This is a genomic window from Streptosporangium nondiastaticum (assembly GCF_003011965.1).
Taxonomy (GTDB): Bacteria; Actinomycetota; Actinomycetes; order Streptomycetales; family Streptomycetaceae; genus Streptomyces; species Streptomyces nondiastaticus.
The window spans coordinates 1-13,965 of sequence record NZ_PXWG01000166.1 but is presented as its reverse complement, the minus strand read 5'-3'; the positions used below and the strand labels follow the sequence as shown (position 1 = coordinate 13,965).

The 13,965-nt window shown below is 73.7% G+C and carries 14 protein-coding genes; 6 read left to right on the top strand and 8 right to left on the bottom strand.

What is annotated here, in order from left to right; genetic code table 11:
* Positions 1-61: 61 nt before the first annotated feature.
* Positions 62-277 (bottom strand): I78 family peptidase inhibitor, encoded by a 216-nt coding sequence (locus B7P34_RS32045; RefSeq protein WP_106681692.1) that lies wholly within the window; start codon positions 275-277, stop codon positions 62-64.
* A gap of 451 nt (positions 278-728) precedes the next feature.
* Between B7P34_RS32045 and ctaD the strand changes: the two genes are divergently transcribed.
* On the top strand, positions 729-2,414 hold the full coding sequence (gene ctaD / locus B7P34_RS32040) for an aa3-type cytochrome oxidase subunit I (RefSeq protein ID WP_106681697.1): 1,686 nt from the start codon (positions 729-731) through the stop codon (positions 2,412-2,414).
* Positions 2,415-2,490: 76 nt separating this feature from the next.
* Here the strand turns inward: ctaD and B7P34_RS32035 are convergent, their stop codons facing one another.
* Positions 2,491-3,462: a hypothetical protein gene (locus tag B7P34_RS32035; RefSeq protein ID WP_223268437.1), complete on the bottom strand. Its 972-nt coding sequence runs from the start codon at positions 3,460-3,462 to the stop codon at positions 2,491-2,493.
* Entirely contained in the window at positions 3,459-4,709 is a 1,251-nt protein-coding gene (locus B7P34_RS32030; RefSeq protein ID WP_106681691.1) for a glycosyltransferase family 4 protein, read from the bottom strand. Before B7P34_RS32030 ends, B7P34_RS32035 begins: the two co-directional genes overlap by 4 nt.
* 187 nt (positions 4,710-4,896) lie before the next feature.
* Between B7P34_RS32030 and B7P34_RS32025 the strand changes: the two genes are divergently transcribed.
* Positions 4,897-5,721: a hypothetical protein gene (locus tag B7P34_RS32025; protein ID WP_189383220.1), complete on the top strand. Its 825-nt coding sequence runs from the start codon at positions 4,897-4,899 to the stop codon at positions 5,719-5,721.
* A 152-nt stretch (positions 5,722-5,873) separates the two neighbouring features.
* Positions 5,874-6,200: a hypothetical protein gene (locus B7P34_RS32020; protein WP_223268436.1), complete on the top strand. Its 327-nt coding sequence runs from the start codon at positions 5,874-5,876 to the stop codon at positions 6,198-6,200.
* Between the two features lie 236 nt (positions 6,201-6,436).
* On the opposite strand, the gene der is transcribed toward B7P34_RS32020, so the two are convergent.
* The 4 genes from der to B7P34_RS32000 form a co-directional block, all read right to left on the bottom strand.
* The gene (gene der, locus B7P34_RS32015) at positions 6,437-7,894 is read right to left on the bottom strand and encodes a ribosome biogenesis GTPase Der (protein ID WP_106681689.1); all 1,458 of its coding nucleotides are present in this window, start codon (positions 7,892-7,894) and stop codon (positions 6,437-6,439) included.
* Positions 7,895-7,952: 58 nt separating this feature from the next.
* On the bottom strand, positions 7,953-8,594 hold the full coding sequence (locus B7P34_RS32010; protein WP_106681688.1) for a lysophospholipid acyltransferase family protein: 642 nt from the start codon (positions 8,592-8,594) through the stop codon (positions 7,953-7,955).
* Positions 8,591-9,292 (bottom strand): (d)CMP kinase, encoded by a 702-nt coding sequence (cmk, locus tag B7P34_RS32005; RefSeq protein ID WP_223268435.1) that lies wholly within the window; start codon positions 9,290-9,292, stop codon positions 8,591-8,593. Before cmk ends, B7P34_RS32010 begins: the two co-directional genes overlap by 4 nt.
* A gap of 113 nt (positions 9,293-9,405) precedes the next feature.
* A complete protein-coding gene (locus tag B7P34_RS32000; protein ID WP_106681686.1) occupies positions 9,406-10,491 on the bottom strand; it encodes a prephenate dehydrogenase in 1,086 nt (361 codons plus the stop codon).
* Positions 10,492-10,620: 129 nt separating this feature from the next.
* On the opposite strand from B7P34_RS32000, the gene B7P34_RS31995 reads away from it, so the two are divergent.
* Positions 10,621-10,983, top strand: coding sequence for a DUF952 domain-containing protein (locus B7P34_RS31995; protein ID WP_106681694.1), 363 nt, complete (start codon positions 10,621-10,623; stop codon positions 10,981-10,983).
* On the top strand, positions 10,980-11,675 hold the full coding sequence (locus B7P34_RS31990; RefSeq protein ID WP_223268434.1) for a nucleotidyltransferase domain-containing protein: 696 nt from the start codon (positions 10,980-10,982) through the stop codon (positions 11,673-11,675). Before B7P34_RS31995 ends, B7P34_RS31990 begins: the two co-directional genes overlap by 4 nt.
* Positions 11,676-11,755: 80 nt before the next feature.
* Here the strand turns inward: B7P34_RS31990 and B7P34_RS31985 are convergent, their stop codons facing one another.
* A complete protein-coding gene (locus B7P34_RS31985; RefSeq protein WP_223268433.1) occupies positions 11,756-12,511 on the bottom strand; it encodes a pseudouridine synthase in 756 nt (251 codons plus the stop codon).
* Positions 12,512-12,531: 20 nt separating this feature from the next.
* Here B7P34_RS31985 and B7P34_RS31980 point away from each other — a divergent pair.
* A partial coding sequence (locus tag B7P34_RS31980) for a WD40 repeat domain-containing protein (protein WP_353620285.1) occupies positions 12,532-13,965 on the top strand: 1,434 nt, incomplete at its 3' end.

Sequence of the window (13,965 nt, the reverse complement as noted above, 5' to 3'; positions counted from 1 at the left end):
CGACGGCGGCCCCGGAACCTCCGCGGAGGTTCCGGGGCCGCCGTCGTCCGTGCGCCGCCGGTCATCCCTTCCAGCAGCGCCTCACGACGCCGTCCTCGGCCTCGAAGTTCAGCCGGCCGGCCATGTACTCCATGGTGACGATCGCGCCCGGGGCGAGGGTGCGCACGGTGGCCCAGCCGCGGGCGCGGGCCCGCTCGGCCGCGGCCGCGGCGCGCAGGCCCACGTAGGCGGTGAGGTCGTCGTCGGGGTCGGCGGGGAGGTGCGGTAGAGGTGCCATGCCCGTCACCGTAGGCCGCTCCCGCCGCCGGGCGGAAGCGGAAGCGGGCGGGTAGCGGGCGGCTCGGCAGCACGCCGGCATGCCGCCGCCGTGCCCCGGCGGTCACACTTCTGTCACAGAGAACGCGGTGTGGTTTGCCGCGGAATGTTTCACCCCTACGGGGTTTTCCGCGTCGGGCGGGGCGTCTTCACAAAGCGTGGGCGGGAAATGCACGGCTCCTTTTCCGGGCCCTCCCGGAAAACCCGCGGACGGGGGCCCGAATGAGTACACAAGGGACCCGTCGGATATTGCGGATCCGTGTTCACGGTCATGGGAATGATGCGGTCCGGAAGTATCCGGAATAACTAATTCCGAATCCGAGGCACCCTCGCGCGCCGGGCGCGGGACGAGCATCATGGCGGGAGCCCGCAAGCCCGTCGAGGTGCACGACCGAGCGATCGAGGGAGCGCAGATGGGGACGGACACCGCGCAGGCGACCACCGGCCCGGTGCGGGAGCGCCGGCCCGGCAGGCTCGTCATCGGCTGGCTCACGACCACCGACCACAAGACCATCGGCAACCTCTACCTGATCACCTCGTTCGCCTTCTTCCTGGCGGGCGGCCTGCTGGCGATGCTGATGCGCGCCGAGCTGGCCCGGCCGGGGCTGCAGTTCATGACCAATGAATCGTTCAACGAGGCCTTCACGGCCCACGGCACGATCATGCTGCTGCTCTTCGCCACCCCGGCCTTCGCCGGCTTCGCCAACGCGATCATGCCGCTGCAGATCGGCTCGCCGGACGTGGCCTTCCCGCGGCTCAACATGTTCGCGTACTGGCTGTACCTCTTCGGCGGCCTGATCGTGGTGTCCAGCCTGCTGATGCCGCAGGGCGGCGCCACCTTCGGCTGGACCGGCTACGCCCCGCTGAACAGCATGGTCCGCTCCCCCGGCATCGGCACCGACATGTGGATCATGGGGCTGGCGCTCTCCGGCTTCGGCACGATCCTCGGCGCGGTGAACTTCCTGACCACCATCATCGGGATGCGCGCCCCCGGGATGACGATGTTCCGGATGCCCGTCTTCACCTGGAACGTGCTCTTCACCTCGGTCCTGATCCTGCTGGCCTTCCCCGTCCTGGCGGCGTCGCTGCTGGTGCTGGAGGCGGACCGGCGGTTCTCGTCCCTGGTCTTCGACTCCGCGAGCGGCGGGGCGCTGCTGTGGCAGCACCTGTTCTGGTTCTTCGGCCACCCCGAGGTCTACATCATCGCGCTGCCGTTCTTCGGCATCATCAGCGAGATCATCCCGGTGTTCTCCCGGAAGCCGATCTTCGGCTATCTGTCGCTCATCGGCGCCACCATGGCCATCACGGCCCTGTCACTGGTGGTCTGGGCGCACCACATGTTCGCCACCGGGGCGGTGCTGCTGCCCTTCTTCTCCTTCATGTCGTTCCTCATCGCCGTGCCGACCGGCGTGAAGTTCTTCAACTGGATCGGCACGATGCTGCACGGCTCGCTGTCGTTCGAGGCGCCGATGCTGTGGGCCGTCGGGTTCCTGGTGAGCTTCCTCTTCGGCGGTCTGACCGGGGTGATCCTCGCGTCGCCGCCGCTGGACTTCCACGTGACGGACACCTACTTCGTCGTCGCGCACTTCCACTACGTGGTGTTCGGGACGGTGGTGTTCGCGACGTTCGCGGGCTTCTACTTCTGGTGGCCGAAGCTCACGGGCAAGATGCTGGAGGAGCGGCTGGGGAAGGTCCACTTCTGGACGCTGTTCCTCGGCTTCCACCTCACGTTCCTCGTCCAGCACTGGCTGGGCGCCCAGGGCATGCCCCGCCGCTACGCCGACTACCTCGCGGCCGACGGCTTCACGGCCCTCAACACCGTGTCCACGATCGGCGCGTTCCTGCTGGGCCTGTCCAACCTGCCGTTCTTCTACAACGTCTGGAAGACCGCCAGGTACGGCAAGCCCGTCGGCGTCGACGACCCCTGGGGCTACGGGCGCTCGCTGGAGTGGGCGACGTCCTGCCCGCCGCCCCGGCACAACTTCGTGGCACTCCCCCGGATCCGCTCCGAGTCACCCGCCTTCGACCTGCACCACCCCGAGGTGGCCCGGGCCGCCGCCCCGCAGACGGCGGAAGCGCCCGGGGCGGCCGCGCCCTGACCGCCGGGGCCCCGGCCGTCGCGTGCCCCGGCCGTCGTGAGCGGCGCCCGGGGCGGGCCCTGCGGTCTCCTGCGGATCAGCCCGCGACGGGCGGGCGCTCCTCGATCCGGACCGCCAGGTCGTTGTCGGCCGTGTAGTACGGGCCGGCCTGGGCGGGCGCGTACTCGGCGTCGACGGGCAGCGCGGGGTAGACGAAGATCTGCTGCTTGTCGGCGATGTCGTCGAGGAGGCGGGCGAGCCGGGCCGGCGCCGAGCCGTCCGCCGGGCACAGCCACAGGTCCCAGACGTCCAGGCCGCCCCGCCACTCCGCGGCGAGCCGGGCGTAGTCCAAGGTGAAGGAGAAGTCCTGGCCGCCGTCCTCGGCGGGGGCGTCGTCCGCCGACTTCTCCTGCGTCACCGGAGCCGTGACGACGAGGTCGGGCGCGCGGCGGCAGCGGGCCTCCACGACGGCGCCCGCGAGCCAGCCGGCCGGGTCCGCGACGCGGTGCAGGCGGCCGTGGGCGGTCAGCCCCGAGGCGTCCGGGTGCAGGTCGCCGGCCTCGGCGTGCGGGGCCCGCAGCCAGCTGCGCAGCGAGAGGTTGCCGTGCTTGGTCGCGTACGGGATGCGGACCGCGAGCGGCGAGGTGCTCGGCCCGGGTCTGCGGTCGACCAGCGATCTGAGGTCGGCGAGGCCCGGCACGAGGCGGCGGGGCTCGGCGTCGGCGAAGGCGGCGTAGACGTCCCAGCGGCCTTCGGGCAGCGCGACGGTGCTGGGCAGCACGGCGCGCAGCCGGCCCTCGCCGTCGGGCGCGAGCGGCAGGCGGACCTCCTCGGCCTCGTCGTCGCCGCGGCGGCGCAGGACCAGCGCGGCGGTCCAGTGGCCCGGTTCGCTGAGGTCGGCGCCGGAGCCGGGGGCGTCGAGGTCGAAGGTGAGCCCGCCCGCGGAGTCCGCGATGCAGTCGGCGCGCGGCGGTGCCGGGGCAGACACGATGGTGCTCTCCTCGGGGGTGGTGGAGCCGCCGGGACCGGCGGCGTTCGCGGAGGGTTTACGGCGGTGCTCGGGCGTCATGCGGCACGCACCCGGCGCAGGGCGGAGCGGCTCGCGTCCGTGGTCCTGAACGCGCTGCTGAGCAGCGCACCGCGGGTGCGGTGCAGCGAGCCGCGCAGCGCGCCGCGGGCCGCCAGGTCGCCGAAGAGCCGCTCGTAGCGGCCGGCGACCTCGGCCGGGTCGAAGCGGGCGGAGCTCGCGAGCGCCGCCCGGCCCATGCGCTGCCGCAGCTCGTCGTCGTTGATCAGCTTCAGCAGGCCGGCGGCGATCTTGTCGACCTTGCCGACCGGCACCAGCAGGCCGTCCACGCCGTCGTCGATGATCTCGCCGGGGCCGTGCGGGCAGTCGGTGGAGACCACCGGCAGGCCGCAGCGCATCGCCTCGACGATCGTCATGCCGAACGACTCCAGGCTGGAGGTGACGGCACCGATGGAGCCCTTGACCCACTCGGGGTCCAGGGGGTTGGCGGGGCCCATGAGGAAGACGTGGTTGTAGAGGCCGCGCTTGTCGATGAGGGCGCGCAGCTTGGCGCGCTCGGCGCCCGCGCCGTAGATCCGCAGCTTCCAGTCGGGGCGCTCGGCCACGACCTTCTCGAAGGCGCGGATCAGCACGTCGTAGCGCTTGGCGGGGGCCAGCCGGCCGGCGGCGACCACCCACTTGCCGGTGCCGTCGGCCGGGGCCACGGCCGGGGCGGGGATGCTGTTGGGCACGGCCTCCACCCGCACGCCGGGCAGCCGCATCAGCTTGCGGTACGTCGCGGCGTCGGCCTCGGTCACGGTGGTGACGGCGTCCAGCCGCGGGTAGTGCGTGCGCAGCGTCAGCTTGAGCGGCTGGGAGTGGGTGCTCAGCGTCAGGTGCTCCTGGCCGACCCGGACCGGGCCGCGGCGGGCCTGCTGGGCGATGTGCACGTTGAGGCCGGGGCGGGTGCCGACGACCACGTCGCTGTCCAGGGTGCGCAGGTGCTCGGCGATCCGCCGGTCGGTCAGGGCGCTGTACTGCTTGTAGCGGCCCTCGGCGGCGGGGAAGACCGTGGCGGGCCGCTCGTACTCCGGGTCGTCGCCCTCGTAGCCCGGCGTGCCCTTGCGCAGGTCGACCAGGTGGCGCAGGCGCACCTTCCCGCCGGGCGAGAAGACCGGCTCCTCCCGGTGGCGGAAGACGGACACGACCTCCACGTCGTGCTGCTCGGCGAGGGTGCTCGCGAGGTTGAACGTGGTCCGGATCGTCCCGCCGATGCCGTACGCGTTGTGAATAAGGAATGAGATGTGCATTCGTCCCCAGCCGGTTGCCGCGGACGTTCCTTCCAGCCCGCCTACCGGAAGATTAGACCGTGGTACGGGCCGGGAGGTTGGCCCCGATCGCCAACTCGTTACGCGTGACCCCCGCCGCGGATCGCCCGTTGTGCTCTTACGAACCGGGAACCCCCGTGTGATACGCACCGATATCTAGGAGCCACCCGTGCCGCGCATGCTCGACGTCAGTGACGACGTCCGCGCCGAGATCGGCGACGAAGAGGCCGAACGACTGCTGGGCGGCGTCACCGCCCCGGGCAGCTACGACTGCACGTCCTGCCGCACACCGGGCGACACGGACCGGGAGCGGACGAGCACCGTGCTCTTCGTCGGCGAGGAGACGGCCGTGCTCGCCTTCGCGCACGCCGCCTGCATCCCCTCCCAGGTCGTCGCGGTCTCCGAGGAACAGCTGCAGGGCGCCGTGCGCTCCATCCAGGGCGAGGGCGAGCAGGCCGGTGCGCCGCAGCTGCCGGCGCCCGCCGCCATGCCCACGATGCCCACCGCGCCCGACGGGCCCGTCCAGGCCGAGCTCGGCGTCACCAGCGGCCTGGTGCTGATCAAGGGCGACCTGCACCCGGCGCTCGTCGTCGAGCCGCTCGGGCCGATCGCCCGCCCCGGCACGAGCGGGCCGGTCGACGTCTTCCTGCCGCTCCTGATCGAGCAGGGCTTCGCGCCCGTCGCCACCGTGGAGCAGGTGCCGCCGCCCACCCCGGGCTGGTCGGTGCTGCTCGCCATGGGGCAACTGCACGCCATCCTGATGCCCGGCGTCGCGGGCTCCCAGCCCAGCGCGTGGTGGCAGGCGCACCAGGCGATGCAGGTGGCGCCCGAGTGGCGCTCCGCGGTGAACAAGACCAAGCGGGTGCTGGTCTTCGCCGCGCCCGTCGGCACGATCGGCTCGCAGCCGCGGGAGGACCTGCTGCGCGAGGCCCTCGACCGGGCGGCGGCCGCCGGCCGGCTCGTCGCCGCGTCCATGCCGCTCGCCGGTACGTGACGAGCACCGTGCACCCCGTGCACCCCGCCGGCCACGCTCCGGCGGGCCATTACGAGCCGGGCCCGCATCCCCCGGGCCACGGACTCGTTGGCTCGTATGTGCACTCATACGAGCCTGCCCCGCGGATTCCGTACCCGAACCACATCCCCGGTATGCGCCCACCCCGCGACACCACCCCGCAGAGCCATCCCGTCTCGGTCACCCCGATCTACGATGCGCTCTACTCCGAGTACCGCCGCTCGTTCCGGGCCCTCCCCTTCGACCGTTCCGGCGAGGAGGAGCTGAGGTTCGTGGGCTTCGGTCCGCATCCACAGCTCGGCTACGGCCAGTACGGCGGGCAGCAGGGCTATGCGGGCCAGCTGGGCTACCCGGTCCCGTCGGGCTACCAGACCGCCTGGGACACGCACTACGGGCGGCAGCGCGGGCACGTGCCCGCGCTGCCGCCCGCACCGCGTGACGGCCGCATGCGCGGCTATTAGCGCGCAGAGACTGCGGGGGCCCTGCGGCCCCCGCGGTCTCTTACTTCTTCCTGCCGCGCTTCTCCCGCACCCGCACCGGCTGTGCTTTCCCGGGGGATGACCCCCGGACCCCCAGCCGGGGGCCCGGCAGCGCTCGCCCTACTTCTTCCTGCCGCGCTTCTCGCGCACCCGCACCGGCTGTGCTTCCCCGGGGGATCACCCCCGGACCCCCAGCCGGGGGCCCGGCAGCGCTCGCCCTACTTCTTCCTGCCGCGCTTCTCGCGCACCCGCACCGAGATGTGGATCGGCGTTCCCTCGAAGCCGAACTCCTCGCGGAGGCGGCGCTCCACGAAGCGGCGGTAGCCCGCCTCGATGAAGCCGGAGGCGAAGAGCACGAACCGCGGCGGCTTCGTGCCCGCCTGCGTGCCGAAGAGGATGCGCGGCTGCTTGCCACCGCGGATCGGGTGCGGGTGGGCCGCGACGAGCTCGCCGAGGAAGGCGTTCAGCCGCCCGGTCGGCACGCGCGTCTCCCAGCCCGCCAGCGCCGTCTCGATCGCCGGGACGAGCTTCTCCATGTGCCGGCCGGTCTGCGCCGAGACGTTGACCCGCGGCGCCCACGCGATCTGCTGGAACTCGGTCTCGATCTCGCGCTCGAGGTAGTAGCGGCGCTCCTCGTCGAGCGTGTCCCACTTGTTGTACGCGATGACGATCGCGCGGCCGGCCTCGACGGCCATGGTGACGATGCGCTGGTCCTGGACGGAGATGGTCTCGCTCGCGTCGATCAGGATCACCGCGACCTCCGCCTTCTCGACCGCGGCGGCGGTGCGCAGGGAGGCGTAGTAGTCCGCGCCCTCCTGGAGGTGGACGCGCTTGCGGATGCCCGCGGTGTCCACGAACTTCCAGGTCACGCCGCCGAGCTCGATCAGCTCGTCGACCGGGTCGCGGGTGGTGCCGGCCAGCTCGTTGACGACGACGCGCTCCTCGCCCGCCACCTTGTTGAGCAGGGAGGACTTGCCGACGTTCGGGCGGCCGATCAGGGCGATGCGGCGCGGGCCGCCGACCGCGGTGCCGAAGCGCTGGGCCGGGGCGTCGGGCAGGGCCTTGAGGACCTCGTCCAGCATGTCGCCGGTGCCGCGGCCGTGCAGCGCGGAGACCGGCATCGGCTCGCCGAGGCCCAGCGACCACAGCATCGCCGCGTCGGCCTCGCCGGACGGGCCGTCGACCTTGTTGGCGCACAGCACGACGGGCTTGCCGGCCCGGCGCAGCAGCTTGACGACGGCCTCGTCGGTGTCGGTCGCGCCGACCGTGGCGTCCACGACGAAGACGACCGCGTCGGCGGCGTCGATCGCGTACTCGGCCTGGGCGGCGACGGACGCGTCGATGCCGAGGACGTCCTGCTCCCAGCCGCCGGTGTCGACGACCTTGAAGCGGCGGCCCGCCCACTCGGCCTCGTACGTGACGCGGTCGCGGGTGACGCCCGGGCGGTCCTCGACGACCGCCTCGCGGCGGCCGATGATGCGGTTCACGAGCGTCGACTTGCCGACGTTCGGGCGGCCGACGACGGCGAGCACGGGCAGCGGGCCGTGACCGGCCTCGCCCAGGGCGCCCTCGACCTCGTCGGCCTCGAAGCCCTCCTGCGCCGCGAGCTCCATGAACTCCGCGTACTCGGCGTCGCCAAGCTCACCGTGCTCGTCGCCGTGGATCTGGTCGTTCATGAAGTCCGTTCCTCGTTCGTATGGTCGGCGGACCCGCGGGTCCGCTACTAAGTCTCGTTCAGCGGCCGGTCAGCCGCTTGGCGTCCGCCAGGTGCGCGCCCAGCCGCTGCTGGATCCGGACGGTCGCCTCGTCCAGCGCCTTGCGCGTGCGCCGGCCGCTGCCGTCGCCCGCCTCGAAGGCGTCCCCGAAGACGACGTCGACCCGGCTGCGCAACGGCGGCAGGCCGCGCACGAGGCGCCCCCTGCGCTCGGCGCTGCCGAGCACCGCCACGGGCACGATCGGCGCGCCGGAGCGCACCGCGAAGTAGGCGAGGCCGGCGCGCAGCGAGGCGAAGTCGCCCTCGCCCCGGGTGCCCTCGGGGAAGATCCCCAGGACCCCGCCGCGCTCCAGGACGCCCAGCGCCTCGGTGATCGCGGTGCGGTCGGCGCTCGACCGGTCCACCTTCAGCTGGCCGATCCCTTCCAGGAACGGGCCGAGGGGGCCGACGAACGCCTCCTTCTTGATCAGGAAGTGCACCGGCCGGGGCGCGGTGCCCATGAGCATCGGGCCGTCGATGTTGTGGGAGTGGTTCACGGCCAGGATGACCGGCCCCGCGGCGGGCACCCGCCAGGCGCCCAGCACGCGCGGCTTCCACAGCCCGTACATCAGGCCTATGCCGATCCGCCTCCCGACGGCGGCACCCCCCAGGGAAGCGGTCACGCCGCCCGGCGCTCCTCGACAAGGGTCACCACGCACTCGATGACCTGCTCCAGCGTGAGCTCCGTGGTGTCCACCTCGACCGCGTCGCCGGCCTTGGCCAGCGGCGAGGTCTTGCGGCCGGAGTCGGCGGCGTCCCGCTTGACCAGGGCGGCCCGGGTGGCCGCCAGGTCGGCGGCCTCCTTGCCCTTCAGCTCGCCGCTGCGGCGGGCCGCACGGGCCTCGGCGGACGCCGTCAGGAAGATCTTGAGGTCGGCGTCGGGCAGCACCGTCGTGCCGATGTCGCGGCCCTCGACGACGATGCCGGCCGGGGCCTCGGCGGCGATCGTCCGCTGCAGCTCGGTCAGGCGCGTGCGCACCTCCGGGACGGCGCTGACGGCGCTGACCGCGGAGGTGACCTCCTGGGTGCGGATCGGGCCCGCGGCGTCGGCGCCGTCGACCGTGATGGTCGGCGCGGACGGGTCGGTGCCGGAGACGATCTCGGGCTTGCCCGCGGCCTCGGCGACGGCGGCCGCGTCGTTCACGTCGATGCCGTTGCTCAGCATCCACCAGGTGATCGCGCGGTACTGCGCGCCCGTGTCCAGGTAGCGCAGGCCGAGCTTGGCCGCGACGGCCTTGGACGTGCTGGACTTGCCCGTGCCGGAGGGGCCGTCGATGCCGACGATGACTGCTGCCGGAGCGGTCCGGGCGGCGGTTTCCACGGTGTCAGACACCTTCCTTGTGCACGGGGTGGGGAACGGGCGGCTCATACCAGCCTCCGACAAGGTTACTGGCTCGCGGGAGCGGCATCGGCCCCGCGGGCCCGCGCCCCTCGCTACTGGCGCAGTGACCAGCCCTGGTCACGGAGGGTCGCGGTCAGGGACGCGACCGCGCCCGGCTCGACCATGAGCTGGATCAGGCCCGCCTGCTGCCCCGTCGCGTGCTCGATGCGGACGTCCTCGATGTTCACGCCGGCCCGGCCCGCGTCGGCGAAGATGCGGGCGAGCTCGCCCGGCTGGTCGCCGATGAGGACGGTGACCGTCTCGTACGCGGCCGGAGCCGCCCCGTGCTTGCCGGGCACCCGGCTGCGGCCCGCGTTGCCGCGCCGCAGGACGTCCTCCAGACCGGCCGCGCCCTCCTCCCGCTTGTCGTCGTCCGCGGCCTCCAGCGCGCGCAGGGCCCGCACCGTCTCGTCCAGGTCGGCGGCGACGGCGGCGAGGATCTCGGCGACGGGGCCGGGGTTGGCGGAGAGGATCTCGACCCACAGCCTGGGATCGGACGCGGCGATCCGGGTCACGTCGCGGATGCCCTGGCCGCACAGCCGCACGGCGGTCTCGTCCGCGTCCCGCAGGCGGGCGGCGACCATGCTGGAGAGCAGGTGCGGGGTGTGCGAGACGAGGGCGACGGCCCGGTCGTGGTCGTCGGCGTCCATGACGACGGGCACGGCGCGGCACAGCGCGACGAGTTCGAGGGCGAGGTTGAGGACCTCGGTGTCGGTGTCGCGGGTGGGCGTGAGCACCCAGGGGCGGCCCTCGAAGAGGTCGGCCGTGGCGGCCATGGGGCCGGAGCGCTCACGGCCGGCCATCGGGTGCGTGCCGAGGTAGCCGGAGAGGTCGGCGCCGAGCGCCTCCAGCTCGCGGCGCGGGCCGCCCTTGACGCTCGCGACGTCGATGTAGCCGCGGCCGAGGCCGTCCCGGATCGCCGCGGCGAGCGTGGCCGCGACGTGCGCCGGCGGCACGGAGACGATCACGAGGTCGACCGGGCCCTCGGGGGCCTGGTCCGTCCCGGCGCCCCGGGCCGCGGCCGTCCGCGCCGCGTCCGGGTCGTGGTCCCTGAGGTGGACGTGGACCCCGCGGCCCGCGAGGGCGAGCGCGGCGGAGGTGCCGATCAGTCCGGTGCCGATGACGAGGGCGGTTCTCACGGGGAGTCCTTGCGGGTGCGTGGAGCGTGACGGAGGGCGGGCCCGGCCAGCCTATCCAGCCGCTCCTCCGGCCGGGCGGGGCGGGCGCCCTGCGGGACTGCCGGGCCCGCGTCCGGTACAACCATGCACATGATCTACCACGTGGTGCCCCTGGACGACTGGCTGGCCGTGCCCGACCGCCCGTACTCCCCCGCCTCCCTCTCCGAGGACGGCTTCGTCCACTGCTCGCCCGACGAGGAGACGACGCTCGCCGTGGCCACGGCCTTCTACAGGGACGTGCGCGGTCCGCTGATGGTCCTCCTGATCGATGAGCACAAGCTGGACGTCCTGGTCCGCTGGGAGGCGGCCGACCCGGCCCCGCCGCCGGGCGTCGACCCCGCCACGCGCTTCCCGCACGTCTTCGGCCGCATCAACCGCGACGCGGTCGAGGGGATGATGGAGATCGAGCGCGACGAGGACGGCCGGGCGACGGGCCTGGCGGTGTGGTCGTGAGGCTGTCCGTGCCCCCGGTCGCGCTGGTCACCGAGCACACCGTCTACGCGTGCGTGATGGGCTCGCGCGCCTTCGGGCTGGCCAGGGAAGGCAGTGACACGGACCGGCGCGGCGTGTACGTGGCGCCCACGCCGCTGTTCTGGGGCTTCGATAAGCCGCCGCCGCACGTGGAGGGGCCGGCCGAGGAGCAGTTCTCCTGGGAGCTGGAACGGTTCTGCGAGCTGGCGCTGCGGGGCAACCCGAACATCCTGGAGTGCCTGCACTCCCCCCTCGTCGAACACGCCGACGCCACCGGGCGCGAGCTGCTGGCCCTGCGGGAGGCGTTCCTCTCCCGCCGGGTCCACCGGACGTACGCGGGCTACGCGGCGGACCAGTGCAAGAAGTTCGCGGCGGACGTCCGGGCGCACGGCACGCCGCGGCGGTGGAAGCCCGTCATGCACGCGCTGCGGCTGCTGATCAGCGGCCGCGACCTGCTGCGCACGGGGTCGCTCGTGCTCGACGTCGGCGACCTGCGCGAACCGCTGCTCGCCGTGCGGCGGGGCGAGGTTCCCTGGCGGGAGGCGGAGGCGTGGCTGAACCGCCTCACCGAGGAAGCCGCCGAGGCGGCCCGCACGAGCCCGTTGCCCGAGGAGCCGGACCGGGCGCGCGTGGAGGACTTCCTGATACGCGTGCGCCGCGCCTCGGCGGGCTAGGCGGACGCCGCGCCCCTGGTGGGCGACGACCTCGCCGCGGCGCTCCGCACGCCGCCGCGGCGAGCCGCGATCCCGACCGCTTAGAGGTCGACCTCGCGCATCAGCATGCCGACCTCCGTGTTCGTCAGGCGGCGCAGCCAGCCCGACTTCTGGTCGCCCAGGGAGATCGGGCCGAACGCGGTGCGGACGAGCTTCTCGACGGGGAAGCCCGCCTCGGCGAGCATGCGCCGCACGATGTGCTTGCGGCCCTCGTGGAGGGTGACCTCCACCAGGTAGTTCTTGCCGGTCTGCTGGATGACGCGGAAGTTGTCCGCGCGGGCGTACCCGTCCTCCAGCTCGATGCCGTTCTTGAGCTGCTTGCCGATGTCGCGCGGCAGCGGGCCCGTGATGGCGGCGAGGTAGGTCTTCTGCACGCCGTACCGCGGGTGCGTCAGCCGGTGGGCCAGCTCGCCGTGGTTGGTGAGCAGGATGATGCCCTCGGTCTCCGTGTCGAGGCGGCCGACGTGGAAGAGCCGGGTCTCGCGGTTGGTGACGTAGTCGCCGAGGCACTGGCGGCCGTCGGGGTCCTCCATGGTGGAGACGACGCCGGCCGGCTTGTTGAGGGCGAAGAACAGGTAGGACTGGGTGGCGACGGTCAGGCCGTCGACCTTGATCTCGTCCTTCTCGGGGTCGACCCGCAGGCCCTGCTCGGTGACGATCCGGCCGTTGACCTCGACGCGGGCCATCTCGATCAGCTCTTCGCAGGCACGGCGCGAGCCCATGCCGGCACGGGCCAGCACCTTCTGCAGGCGCTCGCCCTCCTGCTCGGCGCCGGGGAAGGTCTTGGGGGTCTTCACCTGCGGCTTGTTGGTTCACGCTGTGCCCGGACCCCCGGGAGCGCGCGGATTTCGTCCGCGTGGTGCACGCGCTGGCGACGGGCCCGCAGCCCGCCGGCGGCCGGGGCGGCTCCGCGGCGCTGGTGGTCCTGGGCATGCGGGCCGACTTCTACGGCAGGTGCCTGGCCTTCCCCGAGCTGGCGGCCGCGCTGCGGGCGGGGCAGCTGCCCCTGGAGCCGATGCGGGCGCAGGAGCTGCGGGACGCCGTGGTGCGGCCGGCCCTGGCGGTGGGCCTGGAGCTGGAGCCGGGCCTGGCCGAGCTGATCCTGCGTGACCTGGGGGCGGGCGGCGACGGCCTCGGGGAGAACGGCGGGGAGAACGGCGGCGGTTACGAGCCCGGTGCGCTGCCGCTGCTGTCCCACGCCCTGCTGGCGACGTGGCAGCGGCGCCGCGGCCGGCTGCTGACGGTCGAGGGCTACCAGCAGGCGGGCGGGATCGCCGGGGCGGTCGCGGCGACGGCGGAGCGGGCGTACGGGCGGCTGTCCCCCGGCTGCCGGGAGGCCGCGCGGGCCGTCCTGCTGCAGCTGGTCCGGGTCGACCAGGACGGGCGGTCGGCGCGCCGTAGGGTGTCGCAGGAGCGGCTGTCGCAGGACCTGGGCGCGCAGGCGGGGGCGGCGCTGGAGGTCGTGGAGGCCTTCACCCGGGCGCGGCTGCTGTCCGTCGACGCCGACCGGGTGACGCTGGCCCACGAGGCGGTGCTGCGGGCATGGCCGCGCCTGCACGGGTGGATCGAGGCCGACGCCGCGGCGCTGCACGGCCTGCAGCAGCTGGGCGCCGCGGCCGGGCAGTGGGAAGCGGAGGGGCGCGACCCGGCGCTGCTGCCGCGGGGCAGCAGGCTGGTGGCCGCCCGCGAAGTGGCCGGGCATCCGCTCGCGGCCGTGGGCCGGACCGAGCGGGCGTTCCTGGAGGCGGCGACCGCGCTGGCGGCGGCCGAGCAGGAGACCGAGCACCGCCGGGCGCGGCGGCTGCACCGGCTGCTGGTGTCCCTGGCCGTCCTGCTGGTGCTCACGCTGGCGGGCGGGGCGACGGCGGTGCACCAGAGCCTGCGGGCGGAGGCCGAGCGGCACGTGGCCCACTCGCAGGAGCTGGCCTTCCGCGCCGTCGCGGGCGGTGCGCCCCGCCCCGAGGAGGCGATGCTGCTCGCGACGGGCGCGTGGCGCGACGCCCACACGGCGGCCGCGGCCAGCGCGGTGCTGAGCACGCAGGCGCTGCCGTACGCCGGGCGGCTGACCGGCCATCGCAAGCGCGCCTTGGCCGTGGCCTGGCTGCCCGGCGGGAAGCGGCTGCTGTCGGCGGGCGAGGACGGGACCGTACGGGAGTGGGACGCCCGTACGCACCGCCAGGTGGCGCAGACGGCGAACGGGTCCGCGGTCCGCGCGCTGGCCGCGGCCCGGGCCCGCGGCACGGTCGCGTGG

What these genes read in the sequence shown, in the direction of transcription:
- B7P34_RS32045 (WP_106681692.1), bottom strand. Translation starts at nt 277, where the DNA reads ATGGCACCTCTACCGCACCTCCCCGCCGACCCCGACGACGACCTCACC.
- ctaD (WP_106681697.1), top strand. Translation starts at nt 729, where the DNA reads ATGGGGACGGACACCGCGCAGGCGACCACCGGCCCGGTGCGGGAGCGC.
- B7P34_RS32035 (WP_223268437.1), bottom strand. Translation starts at nt 3,462, where the DNA reads ATGACGCCCGAGCACCGCCGTAAACCCTCCGCGAACGCCGCCGGTCCC.
- B7P34_RS32030 (WP_106681691.1), bottom strand. Translation starts at nt 4,709, where the DNA reads ATGCACATCTCATTCCTTATTCACAACGCGTACGGCATCGGCGGGACG.
- B7P34_RS32020 (WP_223268436.1), top strand. Translation starts at nt 5,874, where the DNA reads ATGCGCCCACCCCGCGACACCACCCCGCAGAGCCATCCCGTCTCGGTC.
- der (WP_106681689.1), bottom strand. Translation starts at nt 7,894, where the DNA reads ATGAACGACCAGATCCACGGCGACGAGCACGGTGAGCTTGGCGACGCC.
- B7P34_RS31995 (WP_106681694.1), top strand. Translation starts at nt 10,621, where the DNA reads ATGATCTACCACGTGGTGCCCCTGGACGACTGGCTGGCCGTGCCCGAC.